We start from the raw sequence: 25,654 nt of genomic DNA on the forward strand, positions 1-25,654 counted from the left end.
GCCATCCTTTAAAATTAGTAGAAAACTCGATAAATTCCCAGTTTCAAAGGCGTTTACTGGTTGTTTTTGCGAAACTTAATTGCTAAAAATAAGGGTTAGAGATCGCCAAGTGCTATTCTTGGTATTTATAGTGGATATAACTCACATTTTTGGATATTGGGTTCAGTTTAAAGGCTGATTCACGTATAATGCGGCCAGCTTAAAAAGCCCCTGAAACAAGCAGGGGTACTCCAGCATTCACAGAAAAGAGGAAAGTACTGTGCTTCAAGATTATCGTAAACACGTTGAAGAGCGCGCCGCTGAAGGCATCGTTCCCAAACCCCTTGATGCTGAACAAGTTTCTCAACTTGTTGAATTAATCAAAAACCCACCAGCCGGTGAAGAAGCGTTTCTTCTTGACCTGATCACAAATCGCGTTCCACCGGGTGTTGATGACGCAGCGTATGTTAAAGCTGCTTTTCTTGCTGCCATTGCAAAAGGTGAAGCGAACTCACCGATTCTGGATGCAGCAAAAGCGACTGAATTGTTAGGTACCATGTTAGGTGGTTATAACATCCAGCCGATGATTGACTTATTAGACGATTCTGCAAATGCCGATATTGCGGCTGCTGGTTTGTCTAAAACCTTGCTAATGTTTGACGCTTTCTATGATGTACAAGAGAAGGCTAAAGCGGGTAATGCTACGGCGCAAAAAGTGATGGAATCCTGGGCGAATGCTGAATGGTTCCTGAACAAGCCAGCTGTCGCTGAAAAAATTACCGTTAAAGTATTTAAAGTCACCGGTGAAACGAACACTGATGACTTATCACCTGCACCGGATGCCTGGTCGCGCCCTGATATTCCGTTACACGCGAAAGCGATGTTGAAAATTGGTCGTGATGGCATCAACCCTGATGATGATGGAACTGTTGGTCCGCTTAAACAGATCGAAGAATTGCAACAAGACGGTATTCAACTTGCCTATGTTGGCGACGTAGTTGGTACTGGTTCTTCGCGTAAATCTGCAACGAACTCGGTGCTTTGGTTTATGGGTGAAGATATTCCTCATGTACCGAACAAACGCGGTGGTGGTGTATGTCTAGGTGGTAAAATCGCGCCAATTTTCTACAACACAATGGAAGATTCGGGTGCATTACCGATTGAATTAGACGTACAAGCGATGAACATGGGTGATGTGATTGATATCTTCCCATACGAAGGTGTTGTAAAGCGTTCAGGCACGGATGAAGTGATTTCAACGTTTGAACTCGGCCCAGTATTGTTAGACGAAGTTCGTGCTGGTGGTCGTATTCCATTGATCATTGGTCGTGGTTTAACCGGTCGTGCTCGTGAAGCATTAGGTTTAGGTGAAACGGAATTGTTTGCAAAACCTGTCGATGTTGCCGAGTCCAGCAAAGGTTTCACTCTGGCCCAAAAAATGGTTGGTAAAGCTTGTGGTGTTGATGGCGTTCGTGCCGGTCAATATTGTGAGCCGAAGATGACCACAGTAGGTTCTCAAGATACTACCGGTCCTATGACCCGTGACGAATTAAAAGATTTGGCATGTCTTGGCTTCTCCGCTGATTTGACCATGCAATCTTTCTGTCATACTTCGGCGTATCCTAAGCCAGTTGATGTACAGACTCACCACACCTTACCTGATTTCATTATGAATCGTGGCGGTGTATCACTGCGCCCAGGCGATGGTGTTATTCATTCATGGTTGAACCGTATGTTATTGCCTGACACGGTTGGTACTGGTGGTGATTCACACACCCGTTTCCCTCTGGGTATTTCATTCCCGGCAGGTTCTGGTCTTGTTGCATTTGCTGCAGCGACCGGCGTTATGCCTTTGGATATGCCTGAGTCGGTATTGGTTCGCTTTAAAGGCGAAATGCAGCCGGGTATCACACTACGTGATTTGGTTCATGCTATCCCGTATTACGGTATTAAAAATGGTCTTTTGACCGTTGAGAAAGCCGGTAAGATCAACGAATTCTCAGGTCGTGTACTTGAAATTGAAGGTCTTAAAGGTTTGACCGTTGAGCAGGCATTTGAATTGTCTGATGCATCTGCTGAGCGCTCTGCTGCAGGTTGTACTATCAAGCTTGAAGAAGATGCCGTTGCGGAATATCTACAGTCTAATGTGGTTATGCTTAAATGGATGATCAGTGAAGGCTACGGTGATGTTCGCACAATCGAACGTCGTATTAATGCGATGCAAGAGTGGTTGGATAACCCATCGCTCATGGAAGCCGACAGCGATGCTGAATATGCGCACGTAATCGAAATCGATTTAAGTGACATCAAAGAACCTATCGTTTGTTGTCCAAATGACCCGGATGACGCAAAATTGTTATCGGATGTTGCTGGCGATAAAGTTGATGAAGTATTCATCGGTTCTTGTATGACGAACATTGGTCACTTCCGTGCAGCGGGTAAACTACTCGAAAACTTTGGTGGTGTGTTAAATACTCGTATGTGGGTTGCCCCTCCAACGAAGATGGATCGCGATCAGTTAACCGCCGAAGGTTACTATTCTACCTATGGTAAAGCCGGTGTTCGTATTGAAACGCCAGGTTGTTCTTTATGTATGGGTAACCAGGCTCGAGTTGCTGAAAAGTCGACCGTACTTTCTACTTCGACACGTAACTTCCCGAACCGTCTTGGTAATGGTGCTAATGTCTATCTAACTTCGGCCGAGCTTGCCGCAGTTGGTGCCATCGTGGGTCGTTTGCCTACGGTTGATGAGTACATGGAATATGCTAAGCAAATTAATGCGACAGCAGCCGATACCTATCGCTACCTGAACTTCCATCAAATGGACAGTTACACCAGCAAAGCGAAAGAAGTCGTTATTGCACAAAACGTCGCTTAATTAGTTAACGCTAATTTCGCCTTAAAGCGAGCCTTTCTTTTCGGATTGGCTCGTTTTTGTTTAATTAGCTCAGCCTAAAGGCAAGGTCGCAGGTTTCAGGCCGCAGGTCTCGGAACAAGCAACAGCAGCTTTTTTCTTTGACACCTTTAGACACCTTTAGACACCTTTCGACACCGTTTTCTTTTGCACCTTTCGTCACCTTTCGACACCGTTTTCTTTTGCACCTTTCGTCACCCTTAGACACCTTCAAGCTCCGACACCCCCAAACTCCCTCGCCCTTACCGCCGTTCCCCGACCTGTTGCATAAATTCTCGAAAGTATTTATCTTTGCGACTTTCCCCGCAGGCGCTAAAGGATGAGCTTTTGCCAAACTCATCGTTGATAAAGCTTAAGTCCGTTTCCTGATAACAGTAGCCATCGCGTTTTTCGATGGTTTCATTGCCGACAATTGTCGTGTTCTGGGCGCGAATCTGGTCCGCCGTTGGTTTAACAACGCTTATTGGAACGGAGGCAGGCAGTTGCTGAAATACCGAGTAGCCTCGTGAGCTTTGATAAGGATTATTCGTATTGTCTTGATCTTTTTGCGAACTCAACGTATCTAATCCCTTATAAGGGTTAAATACGGCCTTTCCTAGCGGTTTTCTGGCTTTAGTTTCTGTTTCTGTTGCAGTGTCTACTCTGGATTGAGTTTGGCGGTTTACCGTTTCGTCTGTCTGCGTGTTTATATTTGTCTCAGTAGTATCGGTACTTTCAAAGCCTTCAACACGTTCTACACCTTCAGTATTCTCTACAACACGGTCCTCTTTAAATTGTTTTGTTGTTCGCTTTATCGGCACAGCGTTAGCATGGCTCGCGGCTTCCTCATGGGGAGAAACTTCCGGTTGGGGTAAGGTTTTTGAAGGAGGGTATAAGTAACTGTCTATTTTTACCGGTTTAGGCTTAATTTGCGCATTTTCAATGATAGTAACGGGTTTTGGTAACAGCAAAAAAAGAATAAGGCAGTGCAAACTCAACGCCATCGCCAACGGCACTGCATAAGACTTAGGTATCGTTGTTACCAATTTCATCCTTGAATAAACCAATAATTGATTTGTTGTTTGAGCATAAGACTACTACGTCAGTTAAAAGTTCTCGGTTAAACTATAGGAGATGGTGGTAATCGGATAAGATGATTTATGGAGTACGAGTTTTACCAGGATTTTATCGATGGGAGTCCTAAAGCTAAGTTTTCTTATGGGCATGAGGTCATAGGCTTTTGGCTTGAGCAAGAAATCGGCACAAATGTCAGTAAGTTGTCAGCGTTGATCCAGCAATTGCAACAAATGATTAATGACAGGTATGGCCAATTGCAACTATCGGGCAGAGAATTTAGCTTAGACGCAGATTTTCAGGATGCGACAATTTTGGCGAATAGTCATTTGCAGGCGGGCATTGTCACTGAAGGTAGGCATGTGGATCTTGAAGAAGGTGATGCCGAACCGTTTGAACAACAGGAATTCGACGAAAATCCGATGTTTGTCGAAGCCGAATGCGGTAGTCCGGATTTAGTGCATATGTTAATGTTATGGCAAGAGTTTTTAAGCTAAATTGGGATCCATTGGGTTAAATTATGCGTATAATTGCCTGAATCAATTATGCCCAGCAATGCATTGAATGCTTTTAAAAAATTAAAAGTGAAATTAACAATTAGAGAACTTTATGAGTAGTGTGAGTAGCGACTTCCAACAACAAAATTCCAAGACTAAATCGCAACGATCCATTTTCGTAGTCCTGGCACCGTTTATCATTGTCGCGTTTGGATTTGCTGGATGCGTAGGTTTGTCCGCCATGGCAGAAAAGCCAGAGAAAAAACCAAGTTTGGCAAAACTGCCTGTTGTTGAAGTGGCCGAGATAACCAAACAAGACGTTACCTTTACGATTCATAGTCAGGGCACAGTCATGCCACGCACCGAAACCGCGCTGATATCCGAAGTTTCAGGACAAATCACCTTTGTAGCCGACAAGATGAAAGTCGGTGGCTTCTTTAAAAAGGGTGAGGTTTTAATGGAAATCGACCCGATTACCTATCAGGTGGGTGTATTAGAAGCCCAATCTCGCTTGGATGCGGCAAAAGCCACTTTAGTGGAAGAAAAGGCTCGAGCCGATCAAGCAGAAGATGAATGGCAACTTACGGGAAAACCGTTATCTGAGGCACCGGTTTTAGCGTTGCGATTGCCGCAACTGCAAAGAGCAATGGCTGATGCGGAAGCTGCCACTGCCGATATGCAAGGCGCTCAACTCAAATTAAAGCGCACGAAAATTATTGCCCCATATGATGCGCTGATAAAAGCCAAATATGTTGATATTGGTCAGTACGTCGGCACAGGCACGCAATTGGTTGATACCTTTGCTGTTGATTACGCCGAAGTTCGTTTACCGGTGAAACAACAAGATATAGGTTTTATCAAACTGCCAAAAGTTAACCAACAAGGCGATGCATCAAATACTGTCGTGGTATCCACGCAGCAGGGCTTGCGTACGTTAACCTGGGATTCTTATATTTCTCGCTATGAAGGCGTTGTCAATGACCGATCCCGGGTTCATTATCTGGTCGCTCACATTGACGATCCTTACAATCTGCTAACCGAAGAACGGGATGTTGAATTGCGAATGGGCATGTTTGTCAAGGCAAGTATTAAAGGCAAATCATACTCTGACATTACCGCCATACCGCGCAGTGCGATTCGTGGTGCCGGCCAGCTCTATTTAATTGATCCAGAGAATAGACTGAAAATCGTTACCGTCGATGTTTTGCGCTCGGACAAAGATTATGCGTATATCCAAGGCGATATTGTCGCGGGTAACCGGGTGGTTACCACACGTCTGGAAACACCGGTACAAGGAATGGAGCTACGGGTAAGTGGCGAAGAAGTCGAGCAAAACGAGGTTTCAGAACCCGCGGAAGCTGAGAAAGCTAATGACGCCCAAACCTCAAATGCGACTGAAACTCAACAAACTAGTACTCGGGTGGAATAGTAATGCAACCGGTCGATGAAAAATTAACAGGGATTATTGCCTGGTTTACCCGCAATAGTGTTGCTGCCAATCTGCTTATGGTGTTTATTCTGGTCATGGGGATTTACTCTTATCTCACCATTACCAAAAAAATGTTTCCGGAGTTTTCCACTAATTCTATTCAGGTCAGCGTTATTCATCCTGGCGCTGCTCCTGAAGATGTTGAACAGTCTGTAGTGATCAAAATTGAAGATGTTCTGGAAAACATTAAAGGAATTAAACGCATCACCTCTCAATCCAGAGAAGGTTCAGGTACGGTGACCATTGAGATTAAAAATGGATTCCCACTGTCTGAAAAACTCGATGAAATCCAGATGCAGATAAACACCATTCAGACGTTCCCGGATCAAATAGAGCGCCCACTTGTTGTAAAACAAGAGTTTGAAGCGGATGTATTATGGGTTTCCGTTTACGGTGATATGGAACGTCGTACCCGGCAGGAGTTGGCGCAGAACATCCGTGATGAAATCATGCTGTTGCCGGAAGTGAATATTGCTTCCGTGGTTGGTAACCGTGATTACGAAATTAGCATTGAAGTGTCAGAACTGACTTTAATCGAATACGGATTAACCTTCGATCAAATTAGTCAGGCAATTCGCAGTTCTTCATTGGATTTACCCGGTGGAACGATTAAATCCCGTGGCGGTTATATTCAACTGCGAACTGAAGGTCAGGCGTATACCGGTGAGGAATATGCCAACCTTGTGTTGCGCACGGAGCCGGACGGCACTCGGTTGCTCTTAAAAGACGTTGCCACGATTAGGGATGAGTTTGTTGAAGGGGAGGGCTTTGCTCGCTTTGACGGCAAAGAGGCATCAAATATCCGCATTAAATCGACCGCCGATCAAAACGATCTTGCGATTGCCGAAGCGGTGAAAAAGTATGTTGAACAAAAGCGTGCGGCAGTTCCCGATGGCGTGGCTTTAGATGTGTATGGCGATAGTTCGTTCTATTTGTCCGAGCGCCTGAACATGATGTTTAGCAATCTCCTTCTCGGGGCGCTGTTAGTCTTTATTGTCCTGACCTTATTTTTGCGAATTCGTGTCGCTTTCTGGGTGATGGTTGGTATTCCGATCTGTTTCCTTGGGGCGTTTATGTTTATGCCTCTTCTTGGGGAGTATTCCGTCACCGTAAATCTGCTCAGTTTATTCGCCTTTATTATGGTTTTAGGGATTGTCGTTGATGATGCCATTGTGATTGGCGAGAGTGTTTATTCTGAGATTCAAACCAGTGGTCATTCCGAAAATAGTGTTATTCGTGGAACTCACAAAGTTGCGATGCCAGCAACATTTGGGGTGTTGACGACCATAGCTGCATTTTTACCATTAATCTTTATCGATGCCAACGCGGCGACTTTCTTCCGGTCGATCGCGGTGGTTGTCGGTTTGTGTCTGGTGTTTTCGATCATTGAATCGAAATGGATTTTGCCTGCGCATTTGGCACACATTAAGTACAAAGAAATTGATCCCGTAAACGCTCATTTAATTCATCGCGTGCAGCTTTGGTTTAAAAACTGGTTAGATAAATTCATTAAAACGACCTACAAGAATACCCTCGAAATCGCCCTAAGAAATCGCTATAACACGCTAGCATCTTTCATTGCCATTTTATGTATTTCCATGGGGTTGATTTTGGGTTCACTGGTGAAAGTCGAAGTATTTCCTAATGTGCCAAGTGATTTTATTCAAGGTCAGATAACCATGGTTGACGGTACACCACCGGAACAGCGCAATCAGGCAATTGATGAGATAATTGATGCCGCCTACCGAACCTCGAAAAAGCATAGCGAAGAAGGTGAGACGTTTATCGCCCACAGTATGGTTTGGACTCAGGGAGATCTCGGTGGCGGTATGCTGCTGGAGTTAAACAAACCTGAATTTCGAAACCTTAATTCCTTTGAAATCGAAAAGTTGTGGCGTGAAGAAGTAGGCTCTTTGCCTGGCGTGCGCGAACTCAGATTATTTGCCGGTACGAATGCCGGTGGCGGCTCCGCTCTGGAATTCCAATTAACCGGTAAAAACGACGATGAGTTGGAACTTGCAGCGTTAATGTTACAAAATCAATTGTCAGAATATGCTGGTGTATATGACATTCGTAATTCCTTTAGCCGTGGTCAGGAAGAGATCAAATTAAAGATTAAACCTGCCGCAGAAGTTTTGGGTTTAACCCTTACCGATTTAGCAAGACAAACCCGCCAGGCTTTTTATGGTGAGGAGGCACAACGAATTCAACGGGGCCGTGATGAGCTCAAAGTCATGGTGCGTTATCCTGAAGAGGAACGACGTTCATTAGCGGATTTGGAAAATATGTGGGTTCGCACTCCAACCGGCGATGCTGTGCCATTTTATCAGGTTGCGGATATTGAGCTGGGTCAGGGGTTTTCAAGAATTACCCGTATTAACCAGAAACGTTCAATTACCATTGCGGCAGAAATCGATTCTGAAAAAGTTGAATCGAGCAAGATCATCGCGGATGTAAACCAGGAAGTGATCCCGAAAATATTGGAAAAATACCCCAGTGTTGAATACGGGATGGAAGGCGCTGGTAAAGAGCAGATGGAGTTAATCGGGCAACTGATTATGGCAACTCTTATCTCTTTATTTTTAATCTACGGATTAATTGCCATTCCGACCAAATCTTATGCACAACCACTGATCATAATGTCGGTGATCCCATTTGGTATTATCGGCGCAATTTTCGGGCATCTAATACTGGGCAAAACCGTTAACATGATGTCGATGTTTGGCTTTATTGCATTGTCTGGTGTTGTGGTTAACGACAGTTTGATACTGGTGGACTTTATTAATAAAGCCAAAGATCAAGGCATGCGTTTATTCGATGTTGTAGTCAGTGCTGGTATGCAACGTTTTCGGGCGATATTGCTAACCTCATTAACCACTTTCTTCGGGGTACTGCCAATTTATGCCGAAACCAGTTTGCAGGCGCAGTTTATTATTCCGATGGCAATATCGTTGGGGTTTGGTATTTTGTTTGCAACGGTCATCACCCTATTTTTAATACCCGCCTTATATTTAATTAAGGAAGATATTCAAAATATACGATGGTTTGGGCGCAAAGCAGACACCGAAGCAGATAAGAATCGATTGCAGGTTAAATGGTAATATCCCATGAAAATCGTACTACTACACGGATTGTTTATGAATCGGCTGATCATGGCGCCGATGGCGTTACGATTAGAAAAGCTTGGCTGGGAGGTAGATAATCTTTCTTATCCAAGCACCAGTTCAGATAAGGCAGCACTATTTGATGTGCTTGCAGAATCGGTGGGAGAGGGGCCCGTAGTTATGGTCGGTCACTCTCTCGGCGGGCTGGTGATAAAAGATTTTCTTGAGCACAGGAAAGTTTCTGAGGTAAAAGTGCCTTTGGTGATTACCTTAGGCACGCCGCATCAAGGCGCAACGATTGCTGAGGATTTGGCAAAGCTGAATATTCAAGGCATGCTCGGTTCTTCACCACAATTTGGTTTATTACCAAGTCACTATGAACCCGAGTGGGATTTGCCGAATAAGCTGATTTCCATTGCCGGCAATGTGAAAATTGGTGCAAGACCGTTATTGGATCGCGTTTGGCGCGATAGCGTAGAAGAATCTGATGGAACGGTAAGTGTTGAAGAAACCCGTATTGAAGGAATGTCAGAGCACATTCTGGTGCAGCAAACCCATACCTCTATGGTGTATTCTAAAGACGTACTTCGCTTGGTCGATAAATTGTCACGGCAGGCCTTAGGGATCGAACCTTGCCAAATTGAAGACAGTAAAATTAAACAGTTTTTGCGACGCTAATTACCCATTCGACAAATTAAATTCTTCGGGAAATCTTTTAGCGCTCATTTACCCTTCTAAGGCACAAAGTTTACGACTTATTTGTGTCTTAGGAAATCTGGTCGATTCAGACAGAACCAACTTACTCATTGCATTGAGCAATTGCACCAAGGAATTGCACATCGATTGCGCTTTTTTGCACTGTTGTGGTGCGCTAAATTTGTGCGAAATCACAATATTCCCCTAACGCCCATAAATACTGGTCTTTGAAAAGTTGGCACGCCACTTGTAACAGTCGTAATAACTTTTAATAGGGGGCGAAATGAAATTAATCAACGCAATAATAAAACCATTCAAGCTCGACGATGTCCGTGAAGCAATTTCCGAAGTAGGCATTGAAGGTTTGACCGTAAGTGAAGTACGTGGCTTTGGCCGTCAAAAAGGTCACACTGAGTTATATCGTGGTGCTGAGTACCAGGTAGACTTCTTACCGAAAGTAAAACTTGAAATCGCGGTTAAAGCGGAAGATGCGGATCGCATCATCGAAGCGATCACCAAATCTGCCCACACAGGCAAAATTGGTGACGGTAAGATTTTCGTATATGACCTAGATAAAGCGGTACGTATTCGTACCGGTGAACTTGATGTAGCTGCACTATAAGTAGGAGATAATAATGGAAGAGTTAGCATCAGTATCAACAACAGTCTCCGAATTGAGATTTGCACTAGATACTTTTTACTTTTTAATTTCGGGCGCACTAGTAATGTGGATGGCGGCAGGTTTTGCCATGCTGGAAGCCGGTTTAGTACGCTCTAAAAACACGACAGAAATTCTAACTAAAAACATCTGTCTATATTCAATTGCCTGTGTAATGTTCCTATTGATTGGTTATAACATCATGTATGTTGATAACGTTGAAGGCGGAATTTTACCATCATTTGGAAGCTTGATTGGAACACAAGCGGGTGATGCAGATCACTCTCTTGAATCTGATTTCTTCTTCCAGGTTGTATTCGTAGCAACGGCTATGTCAATCGTCTCTGGTGCGGTTGCAGAGCGTATGAAGCTTTGGTCTTTCCTAATTTTCACCGTTGTTTTAACCGGTGTTATTTATCCAGTAGAAGGTTACTGGACTTGGGGTGGCGGTTTCCTTTCTGAAGCAGGTTTCTCTGACTTTGCCGGTTCTGGTATTGTTCACATGGCCGGTGCTGCTGCAGCATTAGCGGGTGTACTTCTACTCGGTGCTCGTAAAGGTAAGTACGGTGAAAACGGCGAAATCTTCCCAATTCCTGGTTCTAATATGCCACTGGCGACGTTAGGTACCTTTATCCTTTGGATGGGTTGGTTCGGTTTTAATGGTGGTTCTCAGTTAATGGTTTCTGACGCTGAAAACGCAACGGCTGTTGGTCAAATCTTCCTGAACACCAATGCAGCAGCGGCTGCTGGTGCGGTTGCCGCCTTGTTATTAAACAAAGCCATCTGGGGTAAAGCTGACCTAACCATGGTTCTTAATGGTGCTTTAGCAGGTCTTGTAGCGATTACCGCTGACCCACTGTCTCCATCACCTCTGTTCGCCTCTTTAGTCGGCGCGCTTGGTGGTATTCTGGTTGTATTCTCTATCGTAACGTTCGATAAGTTGAAGATTGATGATCCAGTTGGTGCTATCTCTGTTCACGGTGTTGTTGGTCTATTCGGCCTGATGGCAGTACCTTTCAGTAACGGTGATGCGACGTTTGGTGCTCAACTTTACGGTGCTGCGGTAATCTTCGCTTGGGTATTCGCGGCGAGCTTTGCAATCTGGCTACTTCTTAAGAAGACTGTTGGCATCCGTGTTAGCGATGAAGAAGAATACAACGGTGTTGATAAGTCCGATTGTGGTGTTGAAGCTTATCCTGAGTTTGTATCTCTTAAAAACTAATACTGATAATAAAAAGTTAGTTAAATGCTAAAGGAGCCTTCGGGCTCCTTTTTTCGTTTTCCACACCAGGCTTGAATGCAAAAGCCAATATTACCACCATTGGAAATGCCGATAACCGCTGAAAATAGAGTTTTGCATGCTATGAGCTGCCCCGATGTTTTATCGCTTCACAAGGCAATGGTGAAGGTAAAAAGTTAATGTAATTCCTTTGCCTTTCGTCTATAATTCGCGCCAAATTTTTAATATCTGTTTATTGAGGGCTTATCATGGCTATCGAACGTACTTTTTCTATCGTAAAACCAGATGCTGTTGCGAAAAATGCAATTGGCGCTATCTACAACCGTTTTGAGTCTGCTGATCTTAAAATCATCGCGTCAAAAATGGTTCACTTGAGCCGTGAAAAAGCTGAAGGTTTCTATGCGGAACACAGCGAGCGTCCTTTCTTTGGTGCTTTGGTTGATTTCATGACATCTGGCCCAGTAATGGTTCAGGTTTTAGAAGGCGAAAACGCGGTACTTAAAAACCGCGAAATCATGGGTGCTACCAACCCTGCTGAAGCGCTAGCCGGCACTTTACGTCACGATTACGCTGAGTCTATCGACGAAAATGCTGTTCACGGTTCTGACGCTCTTGAGTCAGCTGCTCGTGAAATCGCATATTTCTTCAGCGACGATGAAATCTGTCCTCGTACTCGCTAATTTGAGTAACTAGGAGCAATAACTCAGGTTCATATCATTGTATTGAACCAAGGGGGTATGCTTCTAGAGGCTGAGAAAGGATTTTACCATGATGTTGGTAAAATCCTTTTGTCGTTTTTACGTCGCCAAAAACGGGTCAACTATTCATAGCGAAACCTTGATGAATATTTAACCAAGATAATAACTGTAGATTACAGTTTACTAACATTTGAAAATTGTTTGGTACGCTTAAAATGTGTACAATGAACGCCGTTTTACCACCAGAGAATTCGAGATTTTAATGTCCGCTAATCCAGTAGAAATCCAAGAATCTGCAAGTCCGTCCAAAGTCAATTTATTGAATTTTGATCACCAGATGATGCGTGAATATTTCGCCAGCATCGGTGAAAAACCATTTCGTGCCGATCAGGTTATGAAGTGGATTTACCACTTTGGTTATGATGACTTTGAAAAAATGACCAATCTTAACAAAGCATTGCGTCAAAAATTGCAGCGCTCCTGTGACATTAAAGCTCCAGAAATTTCAGAAAAACAGGTGTCGAATGACGGTACCATTAAATACGCTTTAAAGCTGGAAGGTGGCCAGGAAGTTGAAACCGTATGGATCCCTGAAAATGGCCGGGCAACCTTATGTGTCTCGTCTCAGGTTGGTTGTGCATTAGAGTGCACGTTTTGTTCAACAGCCCAACAAGGCTTCAACCGTAATCTCTCTGTATCGGAAATTATTGGTCAGGTTTGGCGTGTCGCCAACGATATTGGCGCAACCCGGATTGCTGGCACTCGCCCGATCACCAACATCGTAATGATGGGAATGGGTGAACCACTATTAAACATGAAAAACCTGATCCCAGCTTTGGATAACATGTTAAATGATCTCGCGTATGGCCTGTCTAAACGCCGCGTAACGGTAAGTACGTCAGGGGTTGTACCGGCGCTTGATATGCTTAAAGAGAAAATCGACTGTGCGCTGGCGATCTCCGTGCACGCGCCAAATGATGAACTTCGCAACGAACTTGTACCCATTAATAAAAAGTATCCACTTCGCGATTTTCTCGAAGCCAGTCGTCGTTATATTGAAGGCTCTAAAGCCAATAAACAGGTTACCGTTGAATACGTGATGTTAGATCATGTCAATGATTCAACCGAACAGGCCCACGAATTGGCGAAAGTTTTGGAAGGTACGCCGAGCAAGGTGAATCTAATTCCATTTAATCCATACCCTGGTTCACCTTACAAACGTTCGAGCAATTCTCGTATCGATCGTTTCGATAAAGTATTGCAATCTTATGGCCTTACGGTGATCACTCGACGCACTCGAGGCGATGATATTGATGCTGCCTGTGGTCAGCTTGCGGGTGATGTATTAGACAGAACCAAGCGTACAGGAAAAAAACAGATGCAAGGCGATGCGATTTCGGTAAAAATGGTCTAATTACAACAATAACCCTACAAGGGCAGGAAGATGCAAAAATCAGTGAAGATATTTTCCATGATTGCGCTGGGCTTAATCGCAGCAATTGGTACTAGCGGCTGTGTTACGCAAAATTATGCGGAAGAAAAGCCGGTCGTTGATCGTGCCGTAAATGACAAACAAAAAGCAAAAACCCGAATCTCCCTGGCTTTGAGTTATTTGAATATGGGCAATATGGCCCAAGCTAAATTCAATCTCGAGCGAGCAAAAGACTATGCGCCGAAATCTGTCGAGGTTTATAGCGCTTTTGCGCATTATTTTGAAGTCGTTGGCGAAAACGAACAAGCTGAAGAGGCTTATCGCAAAGCGTTGGATATTGACGATAATGACGCGGATACTTTAAACAACTTTGGTGTGTTTTTATGTCGCCAAGAGCGGGTGAATGAAGCGGAAAATTATTTTAAAGCGGCGATTCGAGTACCTAGCTATCTGCGTGTTGCTCAAACTTACGAGAATATCGCCCTTTGTCACTTAAAAATCGATAACTTCACCAAAGCAGAGCACGCATTAGAGCGCAGTTTGGCCCATAACCCCAATCGCGCGTCGGGATTGCAGCAACTGGCTCAGTTTAATTATGCCAAAGGCGATTACGATCAGGCTGCCATGTATTTGAGCCGTTTTGAACTGGCGACTCGTCGTTTTACCCCGCAAGCCATGGCATTGGCATTTAAGATCCAGAATAATATGGGGAATGCAGACATTGCTGAAAATTACGCGAAAATGTTAATCAACATGTTTCCGGAATCTGATGAAGCGCTGCAATATCTGGATAATGGTCTGGTCAGAATCGACGAAGATAAGCTTGCTGACCGTTATCATCAGTTTATTTTGGCAAAATCCAAGCCGATTAGCAGTCCTACACTGACCGCGAAATCGAGCTCGACACGTAAAGCTGCCGATAAACCCAAAAATACGCCCACGCTTAAGTCGCAGCCAACAGCCAAATCGGGCTCAGACGTTGACAGACAAAGCGTTAAAAACGCACCAACGGTGGTTGCCGCAGTGATAACACCGGCAACAAAGCCAACAAGGTTACCGAAACCGGAACCTGTGGCAAAGGCGGATAAACAAACGACGGCGAAAGATCCTGCAACAAAGGCACAGCCAATGACTGTTGCATCGGTTACCGTGGTGGATCCAAGCGCCAGTAAACCTCAGGCAAAATCCACGATAACGCCACAACCGAAAGTGAAAACGCCCAAGCCTGCGACCCCTCAACCTAAGGTCACAACAGCAAACACTGCGAATGGACCCGTGCATGTGGTAGTCAAAGGTGATAACTTGTACCGAATCTCTCTTAAGTACAACATCACAATCAGCACCTTGCGTCGTTGGAATGATTTAGTTGATGAAAATATTGAAGTTGGCCAGGCATTACGCTTGAGTCGGCCAAAAAAATAATCAGAGTTAATAGAATATTATGAGCGAACAAAACCAACCTATTGATATCTGTGATGATATTGAAGTAGTAGGGCCGGGACAAATGCTCCGGGAGGCCCGGGAAGCCAAAGGTCTGAGTCAACAAGACGTGGCAACCCATTTGAATTTTCGATTGGCCCTGGTTAATGAACTAGAAACGGAAGCCTTTGATGCGAGTACGCCAAGCACGTTTCTACGGGGATACCTAAGAAACTATGCGAAATTTCTTGGAATAGACGACAAAGACATACTTGCCAGTTATGAAACACTCGGGGTAGCTCGTCAGCAGCGGGATGAAATGAAAAGTTTCTCTCGAAGTACTGCCAAAAAAGCGGAAAATAAGCTGTTAATGGTGACCAGTTCGGTCCTTGCTACCTTAATGATAGGGTTTTCGGCGTATCACTTTATTCTTGAAGACAATAGTGAGTCAGTCACCATTGCCTCGACCGCCGAAACTGTTGACACTGCAACGCTTTCCGAAGCATTCGCGGATGACGCGAACAATGTGATTGAATCTACAGAGCTTGTTTCTGACAGCGGCGCCAATGCAGCAGGTACGCAATCAACGATCAATGTCGCAGCGGTCGCGCCGGGTGAGCAGGGAGCCAATCAATTACTTAACTCAGAGACACAAGAACGTGAGATTGCCACCGTTGAACCAGATGAATCGCAAAGCTCTGTACCTGAAGTTCATCTTGCTGGCGTGGTTAGCGAAGTTCAGAATCGCACCCAGAGCACAAATTCAAACACCAATCAGAATGCCGTTACGACGCAGGTTCCCGCGCAACAGACCGACGCAACCAATTTAGTGGTCGCTGAAGCGGAATTGAACTTTGTCTTTACCGGGGATTGCTGGGTAAATATTTTTGACGCCGATGGCAATCGTTTGGCCTGGGGGATCAAGAAAAACGATTATGTTATGACATTGACGGGCAAACCACCGTTTAGTGTCACTTTGGGTAAACCGGAACTGGTGCAAATGACTTATCAAGGGGAAGAGATTTCTCTGGCTGAGTTTAAAGTCGGTCAAATTGCCAAGCTTACCGTTCCTGAACCTGTCGATGAGGAAGCGGCGGAATAATGTCCGCTGGCCTGAAATTATCACATTAAATTAATAGACTACCCATGTTTACTGAAAATCCGATAAAACGTCGTAAATCCACACAAATTATGGTGGGTAATGTTCCTGTAGGTGGTGACGCACCTATATCCGTGCAATCTATGACCAATACACCGACAACTGATGTCGAAGCCACGGTAAAGCAAATTCGTGACTTAGAAAATGTTGGTGCCGATATCGTTCGCGTTTCTGTACCGACAATGGATGCCGCCGAAGCATTCAAGCAAATTAAGCAGCAGGTAAAAGTACCCCTAGTTGCGGATATTCATTTTGACTATCGAATTGCCCTGAAAGTCGCCGAGTACGGCGTCGATTGTTTGCGTATCAATCCGGGTAATATCGGCCGTGAAGATCGTATCCGAGCGGTTGTCGATGCGGCGCGGGACAATAATATCCCAATTCGCATTGGGGTTAACGGTGGGTCGTTAGAAAAAGATCTTCAGGAAAAATATCGCGAACCAACAGCAGAAGCGCTTTTAGAGTCAGCACTGCGTCATGTTGATATCCTTGATCGCCTGAACTTTGATCAGTTTAAGGTCAGCGTAAAAGCCTCCGACGTATTTCTTGCCGTCGGTGCATATCGATTGCTGGCGAAGCAAATTAACAACCCTTTACACCTTGGTATTACTGAAGCCGGTGGCTTTCGAGCAGGCGCGGTAAAGTCTGCCGTGGGGATGGGGATGCTACTTGCCGAAGGCATTGGCGATACATTAAGAGTGTCACTTGCTGCAAACCCTGTAGAAGAAATTAAAGTTGGTTTTGATATCCTCAAATCCTTACGTTTGCGTTCTCGCGGTATCAATTTTATTGCCTGCCCTAGTTGTTCTCGTCAAGAGTTTGACGTTATCTCTACCGTCAATGCGCTGGAAGAGCGCTTAGAAGATATCCTGACACCGATGGATGTATCTATTATCGGTTGTGTGGTTAATGGCCCCGGTGAAGCAACGGTATCTGACCTTGGGTTAACAGGATCAAACCGTAAAAGTGGATTTTATCTCGATGGATTGCGTCAAAAAGAACGTATTGACAATAATGACATCGTTGATCAGTTAGAAAAGAAAATTCGCGCTAAGGCCGATTTATTGTCCAGTGAACGAAAAATTAAGATAAAGGAAGTGTAACAGCAATATCATTCTGTCAGTCATTGCGATAACGGAATAAGGTTTTACGTTTGCTGTTGATTTGCCTATAATGCCGCCCTTGTGGCGAATTTACCAACAAAGATTTAAGAGAACATTCGAGTGAGTAAAGCTATTCAAGCCATTCGTGGTATGAACGATTGTCTTCCCGGAGAAACTGAAAAGTGGCAACGGGTTGAACAGGTATTGCGCAAAGTCGCCAGTAACTACGGCTACTCAGAAATTCGCATGCCCGTGGTTGAATCTACCGCTTTGTTTAAGCGCGGTATTGGTGAAGTTACGGATATTGTTGAAAAAGAAATGTATACCTTTGAGGATCGCAATGGCGATTCTCTGACGCTGCGCCCAGAGGGCACGGCCAGCTGTGTGCGAGCCGGTAACCAACATGGATTGCTTTACAATCAGGAGCAACGTCTTTGGTATATGGGGCCGATGTTTCGTCATGAGCGTCCGCAAAAAGGCCGTTATCGACAGTTCCATCAATTTGGTCTGGAAAGCTTTGGTATTAGCAGTGCTGATATCGATGCCGAAGTTATTATCTTAAGTGCTCGTCTTTGGCGGGAACTTGGTGTCGAAGAGTTTGTCACACTAGAGTTGAATTCACTCGGTTCTAATGAAGCTCGTGCAGATTATCGTCAGGCGTTAGTGGAGTTCTTAACCGAGCACCAGGAACAACTGGATGATGATTCTCGCCGTCGAATGCATTCAAACCCGTTACGGGTACTGGATAGCAAGAATCCTGAGGTTCAGGCTTTACTCGTGACTGCGCCTAAGTTGTCAGAGTATCTGGATGTCGAATCTGCAGAGCATTTTCAGCAGGTATGTAAACGATTGGATGCCGCAGGGATCGCTTATCGTCTCAACGATAAACTGGTTCGCGGTCTGGATTATTATAATCGTACTGTATTTGAATGGGTCACCGACTCATTAGGTGCACAAGGTACGGTTTGTGCCGGTGGGCGCTATGATGGCCTGGTTGAGCAACTGGGTGGTAAAGCAACGCCGGCCGTTGGATTTGCGTTAGGTATTGAGCGCCTGGTATTGCTATTGTCGGGGTTAGACAAATTTAATGACTTACGACCAGCGACAGATGTGTACGTTGTAAGTATGGGTGACGCAGCGGAAATGGCGGCACTCTCGTTGTCCGAGCAGTGGCGTGATGCAGTTCCTGGAATTCGCATTCAAAGCCATTGTGGTGGTGGTAAGTTCCAAAAACAATTAAAGCGCGCCGATAAATCCGGTGCTGAGATCGCCATAATACTTGGTGACTCGGAAGTCGAACAAAAAAACGTGACGGTAAAATATTTACGTCAGAAAAAAGAACAAATCAGTCTGCCTTTTGAACAAGTCGCAGAGCTGCTAACAAATTTATTAGAAGGGTAACGTTGTGGAAATTTATCAATCTGAAGAACAACAAGTTGAAGCGATCAAAACATTTTGGAAAGAAAATGGTAACTCTATTATCGCCGGCCTGGTAATCGGTTTAGGCGGATTCTTGGGTTATAACTATTATCAAGATAGCAAAATTGAAGCGATGGAATCTGCATCGAGTCAGTATCAGCAAAACATTGAAGTAATGACAACGGATGGCGAGACTTTCCGTACCAGCAGTCAAAGCTTTATCAATGACAATAAAGATTCTAGCTACGCGGCATTCAGTGCATTAGCTCTGGCCAAAGATGCAGCATCACACAGTGACTGGAAAGAAGCTGAGAAACAACTGGCGAGTGCTATTGAACTGGCTCCGAGTGATGAAGTGAAAGCGATTGCTCAATTGCGTTTGGCTCGTGTGCAAATTCAGCAAGAAAATATTGATGGCGCTTTGGCAACATTAGGTAAATCTTTCCCTGAGAAATTTCAGGCAAGCGTAGCTCAGACTAAAGGTGATGCTTATCTGCTTAAAGGTGACAAGGAGCAGGCTCGCAGTGCATATCAGGCAGCGGCCGATGCGGGTGGTTTAGAAATCAGCCCACAGTTACAATTAAAGCTAGATGACTTGGCTGTTGCTGTAAATCTGGCTGACTAATCTAAGGGAACGGTGTGAAAAACTTGAATAAGAAACTACTCAGCACCCTGCTAGCATCTTCGATGTTGTTTGGATGTGCCACTGACGATGAAGAAGAAGATACCAGTAACCTTGTCGCAGAATTAACCGAAATTACGGCCGAGTTTACACCGGAGTTATTGTGGGAACAGTCCACAAATAAAGGCGTACAGCATTATTTCTCGCGATTAAACCCTGTGGTTGCCTACGATAAAGTCTTTACCGCGGAACGAATGGGCGAAGCTTATGCGTTTGATCAAGCGACGGGTAAAAAGATCTGGGAAGTCGATTTAAGTGACATTGAAGGCACTCGCAGTTTCTTCGATGATCGAGTTAGCGCACGTATCTCGGGTGGCGGAATTGCCGGCTATAACATGGTGTTCTGGGGCAGCGAAAACGGCATTGTCTATGCACTTAATCAGGAAACTGGTGAGTTAATCTGGCAAGCGAAAGTACCGGGTGAAGTGATTTCAAATCCTGCGCTTGAATCCAATATGGTGTTGGTGAATACGGTTTCTGGTGCTTTGGTTGCACTGGATTCACAAACCGGTGAGCAAGTGTGGAAGGCAGATCAGAACGTTCCGCCTCTATCATTGCGCGGTGCAAGTGGTGTAGTAAGTAGCTCAGGTGGTGCTTTTATTGGCAACGCAAAGGGTGAGCTTGCCGTGTACATCGCTGACAGCGGTCAACAGGGTTGGGCCACTGAAATTGGCGAACCTTCCGGTGCCACAGAGTTACAACGTATCGTCGATGTTGATGTCACACCTGTAGTGTTTGGCGACAAAATTTATGGAATTTCTGCGAATGGTAATTTGGCCGCATTAGATATGCGTTCAGGCCGTGAGATTTGGAAGCGTAAATACTCGTCATATCGACAACTGACGGTTGATGGCAATCAAATTTTTGCCACCGATGAGAAAGGCCATATTTATGCGCTAAACCGCAATGATGGTACTGAAATGTGGAGCCAGCTGTCTTTGACGAATCGTGATACGACCGGTGCCGTAAGCGTAGGTGATTACATTGTGGTCGGTGATTTGGAAGGTTATTTACATTGGCTAAAGAAAACCGATGGCAGCATTGTTGCTCGTTATCGTGTCGATAGCAGTGCCATTTATGTCACACCAGTGGTGAGTGAAGGGCTTATTTATGCTCAGTCTCGTGACGGCGAGCTTCAGGTAATTAAGACGCCTGAATAAAACCAAAAATTATCAGTTGCTCTGATGTATCAGGGCAATAGCAAGATTTGACAAAAAGCAGTAAAGGTCAAAGTTTGCTAAAGTTATCAGCGGCTCCGTAAAATTTACGGGGCCGCTATTATTTTAATAATACTAACTCTTTGAGGCAGGTGAACATTCGCAAAGGTTCACCTTGTTACGAGGTTTAGTATGAAATCATTTTAGAGGTAGCCATGCTTCCTGTTGTTGCTCTGGTTGGGCGTCCTAATGTAGGTAAATCAACTCTATTTAATCGCCTTACAAGAACCCGTGATGCGCTAGTTGCAGATTACCCGGGCCTTACCCGTGATCGTCAATATGGTCAGGCGGAAGTGGAAGGGCAGCCTTTTATCGTGATTGATACCGGCGGTATTGTTGGTAATGAAGAAGGTATTGATGCATTAATGGCGGAACAGTCATTAATGGCTATCGAAGAAGCCGATGCCGTTTTGTTTTTGGTCGATGCTCGTGCGGGTTTAACGTCAGCGGATCAATCGATCGCCGATTATCTGCGTAAACAAAGTAAGAAAGTTTTTTTGGTTGCCAATAAAATTGATGGTATCGACGCAGATTCTGCGGTGGCGGAGTTTTATCATTTAGGACTTGGCGATACGGTTCATCAAATTGCGGCTGCACACAACCGTGGAGTAACACAACTACTCAATCTGGCTCTTTCTCCTCATATCGATGGCATGGTGCTCAGTGACGACGAAAGCGATGAGCATGACGATGAATTCGATACGGTTGTTGACCTCGAAGAAGGCGAAGAATTCGACGATAGTGAAGAGACGGCTCAGGACGATAAAATCAAACTGGCGATTATTGGTAAGCCAAATGTGGGTAAGTCCACCCTTACCAACCGTATCTTAGGTGAAGAGCGTGTTGTGGTCTTTGATATGCCAGGAACCACTCGAGACAGTGTCTATATTCCGATGGAGCGAGGCGACAGAGAATATACATTAATTGATACTGCCGGTATTCGACGTCGTAAAAACGTTACAGATGCCGTTGAAAAGTTTTCAGTTATCAAGACGTTGCAGGCGATTGAAGACGCCAATGTGGTATTGCTAATCATTGATGCACGCGATGGTATTACCGATCAGGATTTGTCTTTGTTAGGTTATGTCCTTGAATCTGGTCGCTCATTGGTGCTCGTCGTAAACAAATGGGATGGATTGGATACTGCGGTAAAAGATCGGGTGAAATCCGAGTTGGATCGCCGTCTGGGTTTTATTGACTTTGCTCGGTTACACTTTATCTCGGCTTTACATGGAACCGGTGTCGGTCACTTGTTCGAGTCGGTGGAAGAAGCGTTTGATTCCGCGACAAGGCGTACATCTACCGCCATGTTAACCAAGATTATGGACATGGCCGTGTTTGATCATCAACCACCAATGGTCAATGGACGTCGTATTAAACTTAAATACGCCCATGCCGGCGGGTACAATCCACCAATTATCGTGATCCACGGCAACCAGGTAAATTCATTGCCTCAGTCGTATAAGCGCTATTTAATGAATTATTTCCGCAAAGCCCTGAAAATTATGGGGACGCCAATTAAAGTGGAATTTAGAAGCACGAATAATCCTTTTGCCAATAAACGCAAGCTCACTTACACCGAGCAAAAGAAAAAAGCACGAGCTACCCAGGGCTATAAAACAAAAGAGTAAGCATTCGCTTACTCTTGGGGTTTAGATAAGCCTGCAGAAAGTTATCAGAAGTGATAAGCGATATGCAGGCGATATTCATTTAAGTCATGTTGAAACGTCTCGTCGTAGCCTAAGCTAAAGCGAGCTCCCACAGACCAGTCTTGATTCACCTGATATCGATATTGATTATGTACCAGATAGCGATTAGTTTCATAAAGCAGATGCCCCTGAAGCTGAATCGCAAACTGATGCCGATCATTAAATAAGTAGTGCCAGCCCAGCTTGCCCAGATATCCCGTGTCGCTATCTTGCCCTGAAAAATCCGCAATTTGTTGTTCAAATTGCTCCCTGATGGTGCCGAGTTCTACCTGCCAAAAACTATTGCCTTGATCCCAGAACTTATACCCTAAGGTAATTTGCTGGCGATTTAGCTCAAAGTCATTGTTCCGTATGGAGTCTGATTGGAAGCTGGCTTCTGAATAGATAAACCAGCGTTTGGATACAGGAAATACCAGACCTAACACTGGCCCGTCAAAATCTACATCCTGGGAAAGCGGGTGTTGCCTCTCGTAACCGATAAACAATTGAATATCTCGATTATCCACTTGTGATTCCACCGCCGCAACGGAGAAAGAAACCATCAATGCCAATAACAACAAACAAAGTAATACGCGTTTCATAGTCCAAAGCTTAGACAGGAAAGTCCAGCACAGCAAGAATGTGAGCGACAAGCGCTAATGGCGGATCATTCCTTCAATACCCCGTTGCGACACAGGAATAGAAAATACCTGATTTTGGGTGACATATAGCGCAACTCCGCCAAACTGGCTGATCCCGAACAGGTGTTGTTCATCGCACGTCAATTCGGTGATCTCCGCACCACCAGCACCGCTGACAATATTTACCGGTTCATCAGGCACATCTATGACTTGCAAGCTATGCTCATGGCCCGCCAAATAGAAATCTACCTCATATTGTTTAAGCAAGGCTCTGACGTTACCCTGCAGGCCTTCTTCATTACCATCTTCACCATAGGAAACGATAGGGTGATGGCCAAATACTAGGGTGTATCGAGCATCATCATTGGCGAGCTGTTGCTGTAACCAGGCCAGCTGCTCTGCTTGACCTATGCCAGAGGTAAAGGGGGTGGTATCGATGGCGATCAAGTTGAGTGAAGGCCCCTGCGACTGGTTAACGGTATCGGCAAACGACAAGCGATTGCGATTTATTTGGGTTTGATAGTAAAGCTCAGGAAAAACAATAAATGGTTGAGCATCACCCCATTGCAATAATGCTTGAATGTCGCCGTTGTAATCATGGTTTCCTGCGGAAAAAAACCATCGAATATCGGTCAAACCAAGAGGCGTATAGATGTCAGCAAATGCGGTTTGGGTAAGAATATCATCGGCACTGCTAATGCCATCATCATAAAATACATCACCGGTATGAATAATGGCATCGAGTGGATATTGGGTATGATAGGACTCTATGATCTGGGCCGCGATCAACTGTGCTTCATTGGCTTTACCCGTATCGCCTAAAACAAACAGGTGCCAGCCAGGCGTATTGAAAATTTGAGGATCAAACGGCTCAATGGCGCTGCCACAAACCAAAGGAGGTTGGGATGTACTTTGCGGCGTAACCGATTGAGGATTGGGATCGGAATTAACATCGGAATTAACACCGGAACTATTATCATCGCTATTACAGGATGCTACTGCCAGCAAAACAACGAAAATACGGAGCCATTTTTGCACTAAAACCACAACATAAAACCACAACGATTAAGCCATAGATGGAGTTATATGGCTGGATTAAACCCGATTTAAGCAATAAGTGTAGACTAAAGCGGGATAATCAAGCGCTTGGTTTTAAGGATCTGCTTTAAGGTTTGGTTTTCTCAATCACTTTGGCGTGCAGCCGACCGTCGCTAACCTGAACACTGATATTATCGCCCGGAGTAATGTTGGCAACCGTGCGGATGATATTTCCGGCAGCATCTCGAGTAATGCTATAACCACGGGCTATTGTCGCTAATGGACTGATAATATTGAGGTTGTGGGCAAGGTTTGCCAGCTTTTGGTGTTTTTTATCCTGGCTGGTCAATATCGCATTATGCAACCGAACCGACAAATCCGTGAACCGTGCCTTTTGCAATGGCAATTCTCTTGCCGGGGATAATGACTGCAATTGATGACGAACACGTTCAAAGCGAAGTTGCTTTTGTTGTAGCTGGTTCAATAATCCGAAATTCAGTCGTTGCTGTAACTCATCGACGAGTTGCTGTTGTTTTTGTAATTGCTGTTTCGGATGGGTTAGTACCAGACGATGATGCAAACGATCCTGTTGTCTGTGCAGGGCATGAAACTTACCGGTGATTAAGTGCGCCAGATGCCGACGATATTGTTGCACTTTATTCAACAGCGCTTTGTTATCCTGGGTTACCAGTTCGGCAGCGGCTGAAGGTGTTGGTGCTCGCATGTCGGCGGCATAATCACTTAAACTGATATCAACTTCATGGCCTACCGCACTAATGACGGGGATTTCACAGGCAAATATCGCCCGCACCACAGCTTCTTCGTTAAAGGCCCATAAATCCTCTAAAGAACCACCGCCGCGCCCGACAATCAGTACATCACATTCATCACGAAGATCGGCCACTTCGATAGTTTCAGCTATTTGCGCCGCTGCGCCATCGCCCTGAACCAGCGTTGGATAGAGAATCACATTGACGCCAGGGTTGCGCCTTTTCATTACCGTTAGAATATCGTGTACTGCCGCCCCAGTCGCGGAGGTGATAATACCAACAGACTGAATATTCTCCGGCATTGCTTGTTTGTATCTTTGGTCAAACAAACCTTCCTGAAGCAGTTGTCCTTTGAGTTGTTCAAACTTTTGCCTTAATAAACCCTCACCAGCATCTTCCATTTGTTCTATGATTAACTGAAAGTCACCGCGGGGTTCATACAGAGAAACTCTGGCTTTTACCAAAACTTGCTGACCATTACCGGGTTTGATTCGCACATTTCGATTATTACCGCGAAACATGGCACAGCGGATTTGCGCTTTACTGTCCTTTAATGAAAGGTACCAATGACCCGAACCGGCAGCCATAAAGTTGGAAATCTCGCCACATAGCCACAAGGTATGCATCTCACTTTCCAGCAGCAGTCGAACCTTTTTGGTTAATTCGCTAACCTGCAGAATACTGCGTTTTTCGTGATAATTAGGGTTCATGATAATATTTTGTGAAATTTTAGTTATTTTATTAAGTTAATTACAAAT

20 protein-coding genes are annotated in these 25,654 nt (G+C 44.8%); 16 read left to right on the forward strand and 4 right to left on the reverse strand.

The genetic code is table 11. The features are described from left to right. The first annotated feature begins 259 nt into the window (after positions 1-259). A complete protein-coding gene (gene acnB, locus FE810_RS04395) occupies positions 260-2,857 on the forward strand; it encodes a bifunctional aconitate hydratase 2/2-methylisocitrate dehydratase (protein ID WP_138318819.1) in 2,598 nt (865 codons plus the stop codon). Positions 2,858-3,135: 278 nt separating this feature from the next. Here the strand turns inward: acnB and FE810_RS04400 are convergent, their stop codons facing one another. Continuing rightward, positions 3,136-3,924: a hypothetical protein gene (locus FE810_RS04400; protein WP_138318820.1), complete on the reverse strand. Its 789-nt coding sequence runs from the start codon at positions 3,922-3,924 to the stop codon at positions 3,136-3,138. 108 nt (positions 3,925-4,032) lie between these two features. Between FE810_RS04400 and FE810_RS04405 the strand changes: the two genes are divergently transcribed. The 15 genes from FE810_RS04405 (at position 4,033) to der (ending at position 22,390) form a co-directional block, all read left to right on the forward strand. Beyond that, positions 4,033-4,443 (forward strand): YacL family protein, encoded by a 411-nt coding sequence (locus tag FE810_RS04405; RefSeq protein ID WP_138318821.1) that lies wholly within the window; start codon positions 4,033-4,035, stop codon positions 4,441-4,443. A 112-nt stretch (positions 4,444-4,555) separates the two neighbouring features. Beyond that, entirely contained in the window at positions 4,556-5,872 is a 1,317-nt protein-coding gene (locus tag FE810_RS04410) for an efflux RND transporter periplasmic adaptor subunit (protein WP_138318822.1), read from the forward strand. A gap of 2 nt (positions 5,873-5,874) precedes the next feature. Further along, positions 5,875-9,033, forward strand: a complete 3,159-nt coding sequence (locus FE810_RS04415) for an efflux RND transporter permease subunit (protein ID WP_138318823.1) — start codon at positions 5,875-5,877, stop codon at positions 9,031-9,033. Positions 9,034-9,039: 6 nt separating this feature from the next. After that, complete coding sequence (locus FE810_RS04420) at positions 9,040-9,714, forward strand: lipase family alpha/beta hydrolase (RefSeq protein ID WP_138318824.1); 675 nt, start codon at positions 9,040-9,042, stop codon at positions 9,712-9,714. 301 nt (positions 9,715-10,015) lie between these two features. Next, positions 10,016-10,354, forward strand: a complete 339-nt coding sequence (locus tag FE810_RS04425) for a P-II family nitrogen regulator (protein WP_138318825.1) — start codon at positions 10,016-10,018, stop codon at positions 10,352-10,354. Positions 10,355-10,367: 13 nt separating this feature from the next. After that, entirely contained in the window at positions 10,368-11,612 is a 1,245-nt protein-coding gene (locus FE810_RS04430) for an ammonium transporter AmtB (protein WP_138318826.1), read from the forward strand. A gap of 266 nt (positions 11,613-11,878) precedes the next feature. After that, entirely contained in the window at positions 11,879-12,310 is a 432-nt protein-coding gene (gene ndk / locus FE810_RS04435) for a nucleoside-diphosphate kinase (RefSeq protein ID WP_138318827.1), read from the forward strand. A gap of 280 nt (positions 12,311-12,590) precedes the next feature. Continuing rightward, a complete protein-coding gene (gene rlmN, locus FE810_RS04440) occupies positions 12,591-13,742 on the forward strand; it encodes a dual-specificity RNA methyltransferase RlmN (RefSeq protein WP_138318828.1) in 1,152 nt (383 codons plus the stop codon). 30 nt (positions 13,743-13,772) lie between these two features. After that, positions 13,773-15,182 (forward strand): type IV pilus biogenesis/stability protein PilW, encoded by a 1,410-nt coding sequence (gene pilW, locus FE810_RS04445; protein WP_138318829.1) that lies wholly within the window; start codon positions 13,773-13,775, stop codon positions 15,180-15,182. A 19-nt stretch (positions 15,183-15,201) separates the two neighbouring features. After that, a complete protein-coding gene (locus FE810_RS04450) occupies positions 15,202-16,281 on the forward strand; it encodes a RodZ domain-containing protein (RefSeq protein WP_138318830.1) in 1,080 nt (359 codons plus the stop codon). 44 nt (positions 16,282-16,325) lie between these two features. Then, positions 16,326-17,441 (forward strand): flavodoxin-dependent (E)-4-hydroxy-3-methylbut-2-enyl-diphosphate synthase, encoded by a 1,116-nt coding sequence (gene ispG / locus FE810_RS04455; RefSeq protein ID WP_138318831.1) that lies wholly within the window; start codon positions 16,326-16,328, stop codon positions 17,439-17,441. Positions 17,442-17,561: 120 nt separating this feature from the next. Continuing rightward, entirely contained in the window at positions 17,562-18,842 is a 1,281-nt protein-coding gene (hisS, locus tag FE810_RS04460) for a histidine--tRNA ligase (RefSeq protein WP_138318832.1), read from the forward strand. A 4-nt stretch (positions 18,843-18,846) separates the two neighbouring features. After that, on the forward strand, positions 18,847-19,485 hold the full coding sequence (locus FE810_RS04465; RefSeq protein WP_138318833.1) for a YfgM family protein: 639 nt from the start codon (positions 18,847-18,849) through the stop codon (positions 19,483-19,485). 14 nt (positions 19,486-19,499) lie between these two features. Next, positions 19,500-20,702, forward strand: coding sequence for an outer membrane protein assembly factor BamB (gene bamB / locus FE810_RS04470; RefSeq protein WP_246036907.1), 1,203 nt, complete (start codon positions 19,500-19,502; stop codon positions 20,700-20,702). A gap of 212 nt (positions 20,703-20,914) precedes the next feature. Further along, positions 20,915-22,390: a ribosome biogenesis GTPase Der gene (der, locus tag FE810_RS04475; protein WP_138318834.1), complete on the forward strand. Its 1,476-nt coding sequence runs from the start codon at positions 20,915-20,917 to the stop codon at positions 22,388-22,390. Between the two features lie 44 nt (positions 22,391-22,434). Here the strand turns inward: der and FE810_RS04480 are convergent, their stop codons facing one another. From FE810_RS04480 to xseA, 3 genes are all read right to left on the reverse strand, one after another. Continuing rightward, positions 22,435-23,049, reverse strand: coding sequence for a DUF481 domain-containing protein (locus FE810_RS04480; protein WP_138318835.1), 615 nt, complete (start codon positions 23,047-23,049; stop codon positions 22,435-22,437). A 54-nt stretch (positions 23,050-23,103) separates the two neighbouring features. Further along, a complete protein-coding gene (locus FE810_RS04485) occupies positions 23,104-24,126 on the reverse strand; it encodes a metallophosphoesterase (RefSeq protein WP_171022260.1) in 1,023 nt (340 codons plus the stop codon). Positions 24,127-24,253: 127 nt separating this feature from the next. Next, positions 24,254-25,606 (reverse strand): exodeoxyribonuclease VII large subunit, encoded by a 1,353-nt coding sequence (xseA, locus tag FE810_RS04490; protein WP_138318837.1) that lies wholly within the window; start codon positions 25,604-25,606, stop codon positions 24,254-24,256. Between the last annotated feature and the right edge of the window lie 48 nt (positions 25,607-25,654).

The organism is Thalassotalea litorea (assembly GCF_005843925.1).
Classification (GTDB): domain Bacteria; phylum Pseudomonadota; class Gammaproteobacteria; order Enterobacterales; family Alteromonadaceae; genus Thalassotalea_A; species Thalassotalea_A litorea_A.

Coding starts and splice junctions, on each gene's coding strand:
- FE810_RS04415 (WP_138318823.1), top strand. CDS start 5,875: ATGCAACCGGTCGATGAAAAATTAACAGGGATTATTGCCTGGTTTACC.
- xseA (WP_138318837.1), bottom strand. CDS start 25,606: ATGAACCCTAATTATCACGAAAAACGCAGTATTCTGCAGGTTAGCGAA.
- FE810_RS04410 (WP_138318822.1), top strand. CDS start 4,556: ATGAGTAGTGTGAGTAGCGACTTCCAACAACAAAATTCCAAGACTAAA.
- FE810_RS04420 (WP_138318824.1), top strand. CDS start 9,040: ATGAAAATCGTACTACTACACGGATTGTTTATGAATCGGCTGATCATG.
- FE810_RS04450 (WP_138318830.1), top strand. CDS start 15,202: ATGAGCGAACAAAACCAACCTATTGATATCTGTGATGATATTGAAGTA.
- pilW (WP_138318829.1), top strand. CDS start 13,773: ATGCAAAAATCAGTGAAGATATTTTCCATGATTGCGCTGGGCTTAATC.
- ispG (WP_138318831.1), top strand. CDS start 16,326: ATGTTTACTGAAAATCCGATAAAACGTCGTAAATCCACACAAATTATG.
- FE810_RS04400 (WP_138318820.1), bottom strand. CDS start 3,924: ATGAAATTGGTAACAACGATACCTAAGTCTTATGCAGTGCCGTTGGCG.
- rlmN (WP_138318828.1), top strand. CDS start 12,591: ATGTCCGCTAATCCAGTAGAAATCCAAGAATCTGCAAGTCCGTCCAAA.
- FE810_RS04430 (WP_138318826.1), top strand. CDS start 10,368: ATGGAAGAGTTAGCATCAGTATCAACAACAGTCTCCGAATTGAGATTT.
- FE810_RS04480 (WP_138318835.1), bottom strand. CDS start 23,049: ATGAAACGCGTATTACTTTGTTTGTTGTTATTGGCATTGATGGTTTCT.
- ndk (WP_138318827.1), top strand. CDS start 11,879: ATGGCTATCGAACGTACTTTTTCTATCGTAAAACCAGATGCTGTTGCG.
- FE810_RS04405 (WP_138318821.1), top strand. CDS start 4,033: ATGGAGTACGAGTTTTACCAGGATTTTATCGATGGGAGTCCTAAAGCT.
- FE810_RS04425 (WP_138318825.1), top strand. CDS start 10,016: ATGAAATTAATCAACGCAATAATAAAACCATTCAAGCTCGACGATGTC.
- der (WP_138318834.1), top strand. CDS start 20,915: ATGCTTCCTGTTGTTGCTCTGGTTGGGCGTCCTAATGTAGGTAAATCA.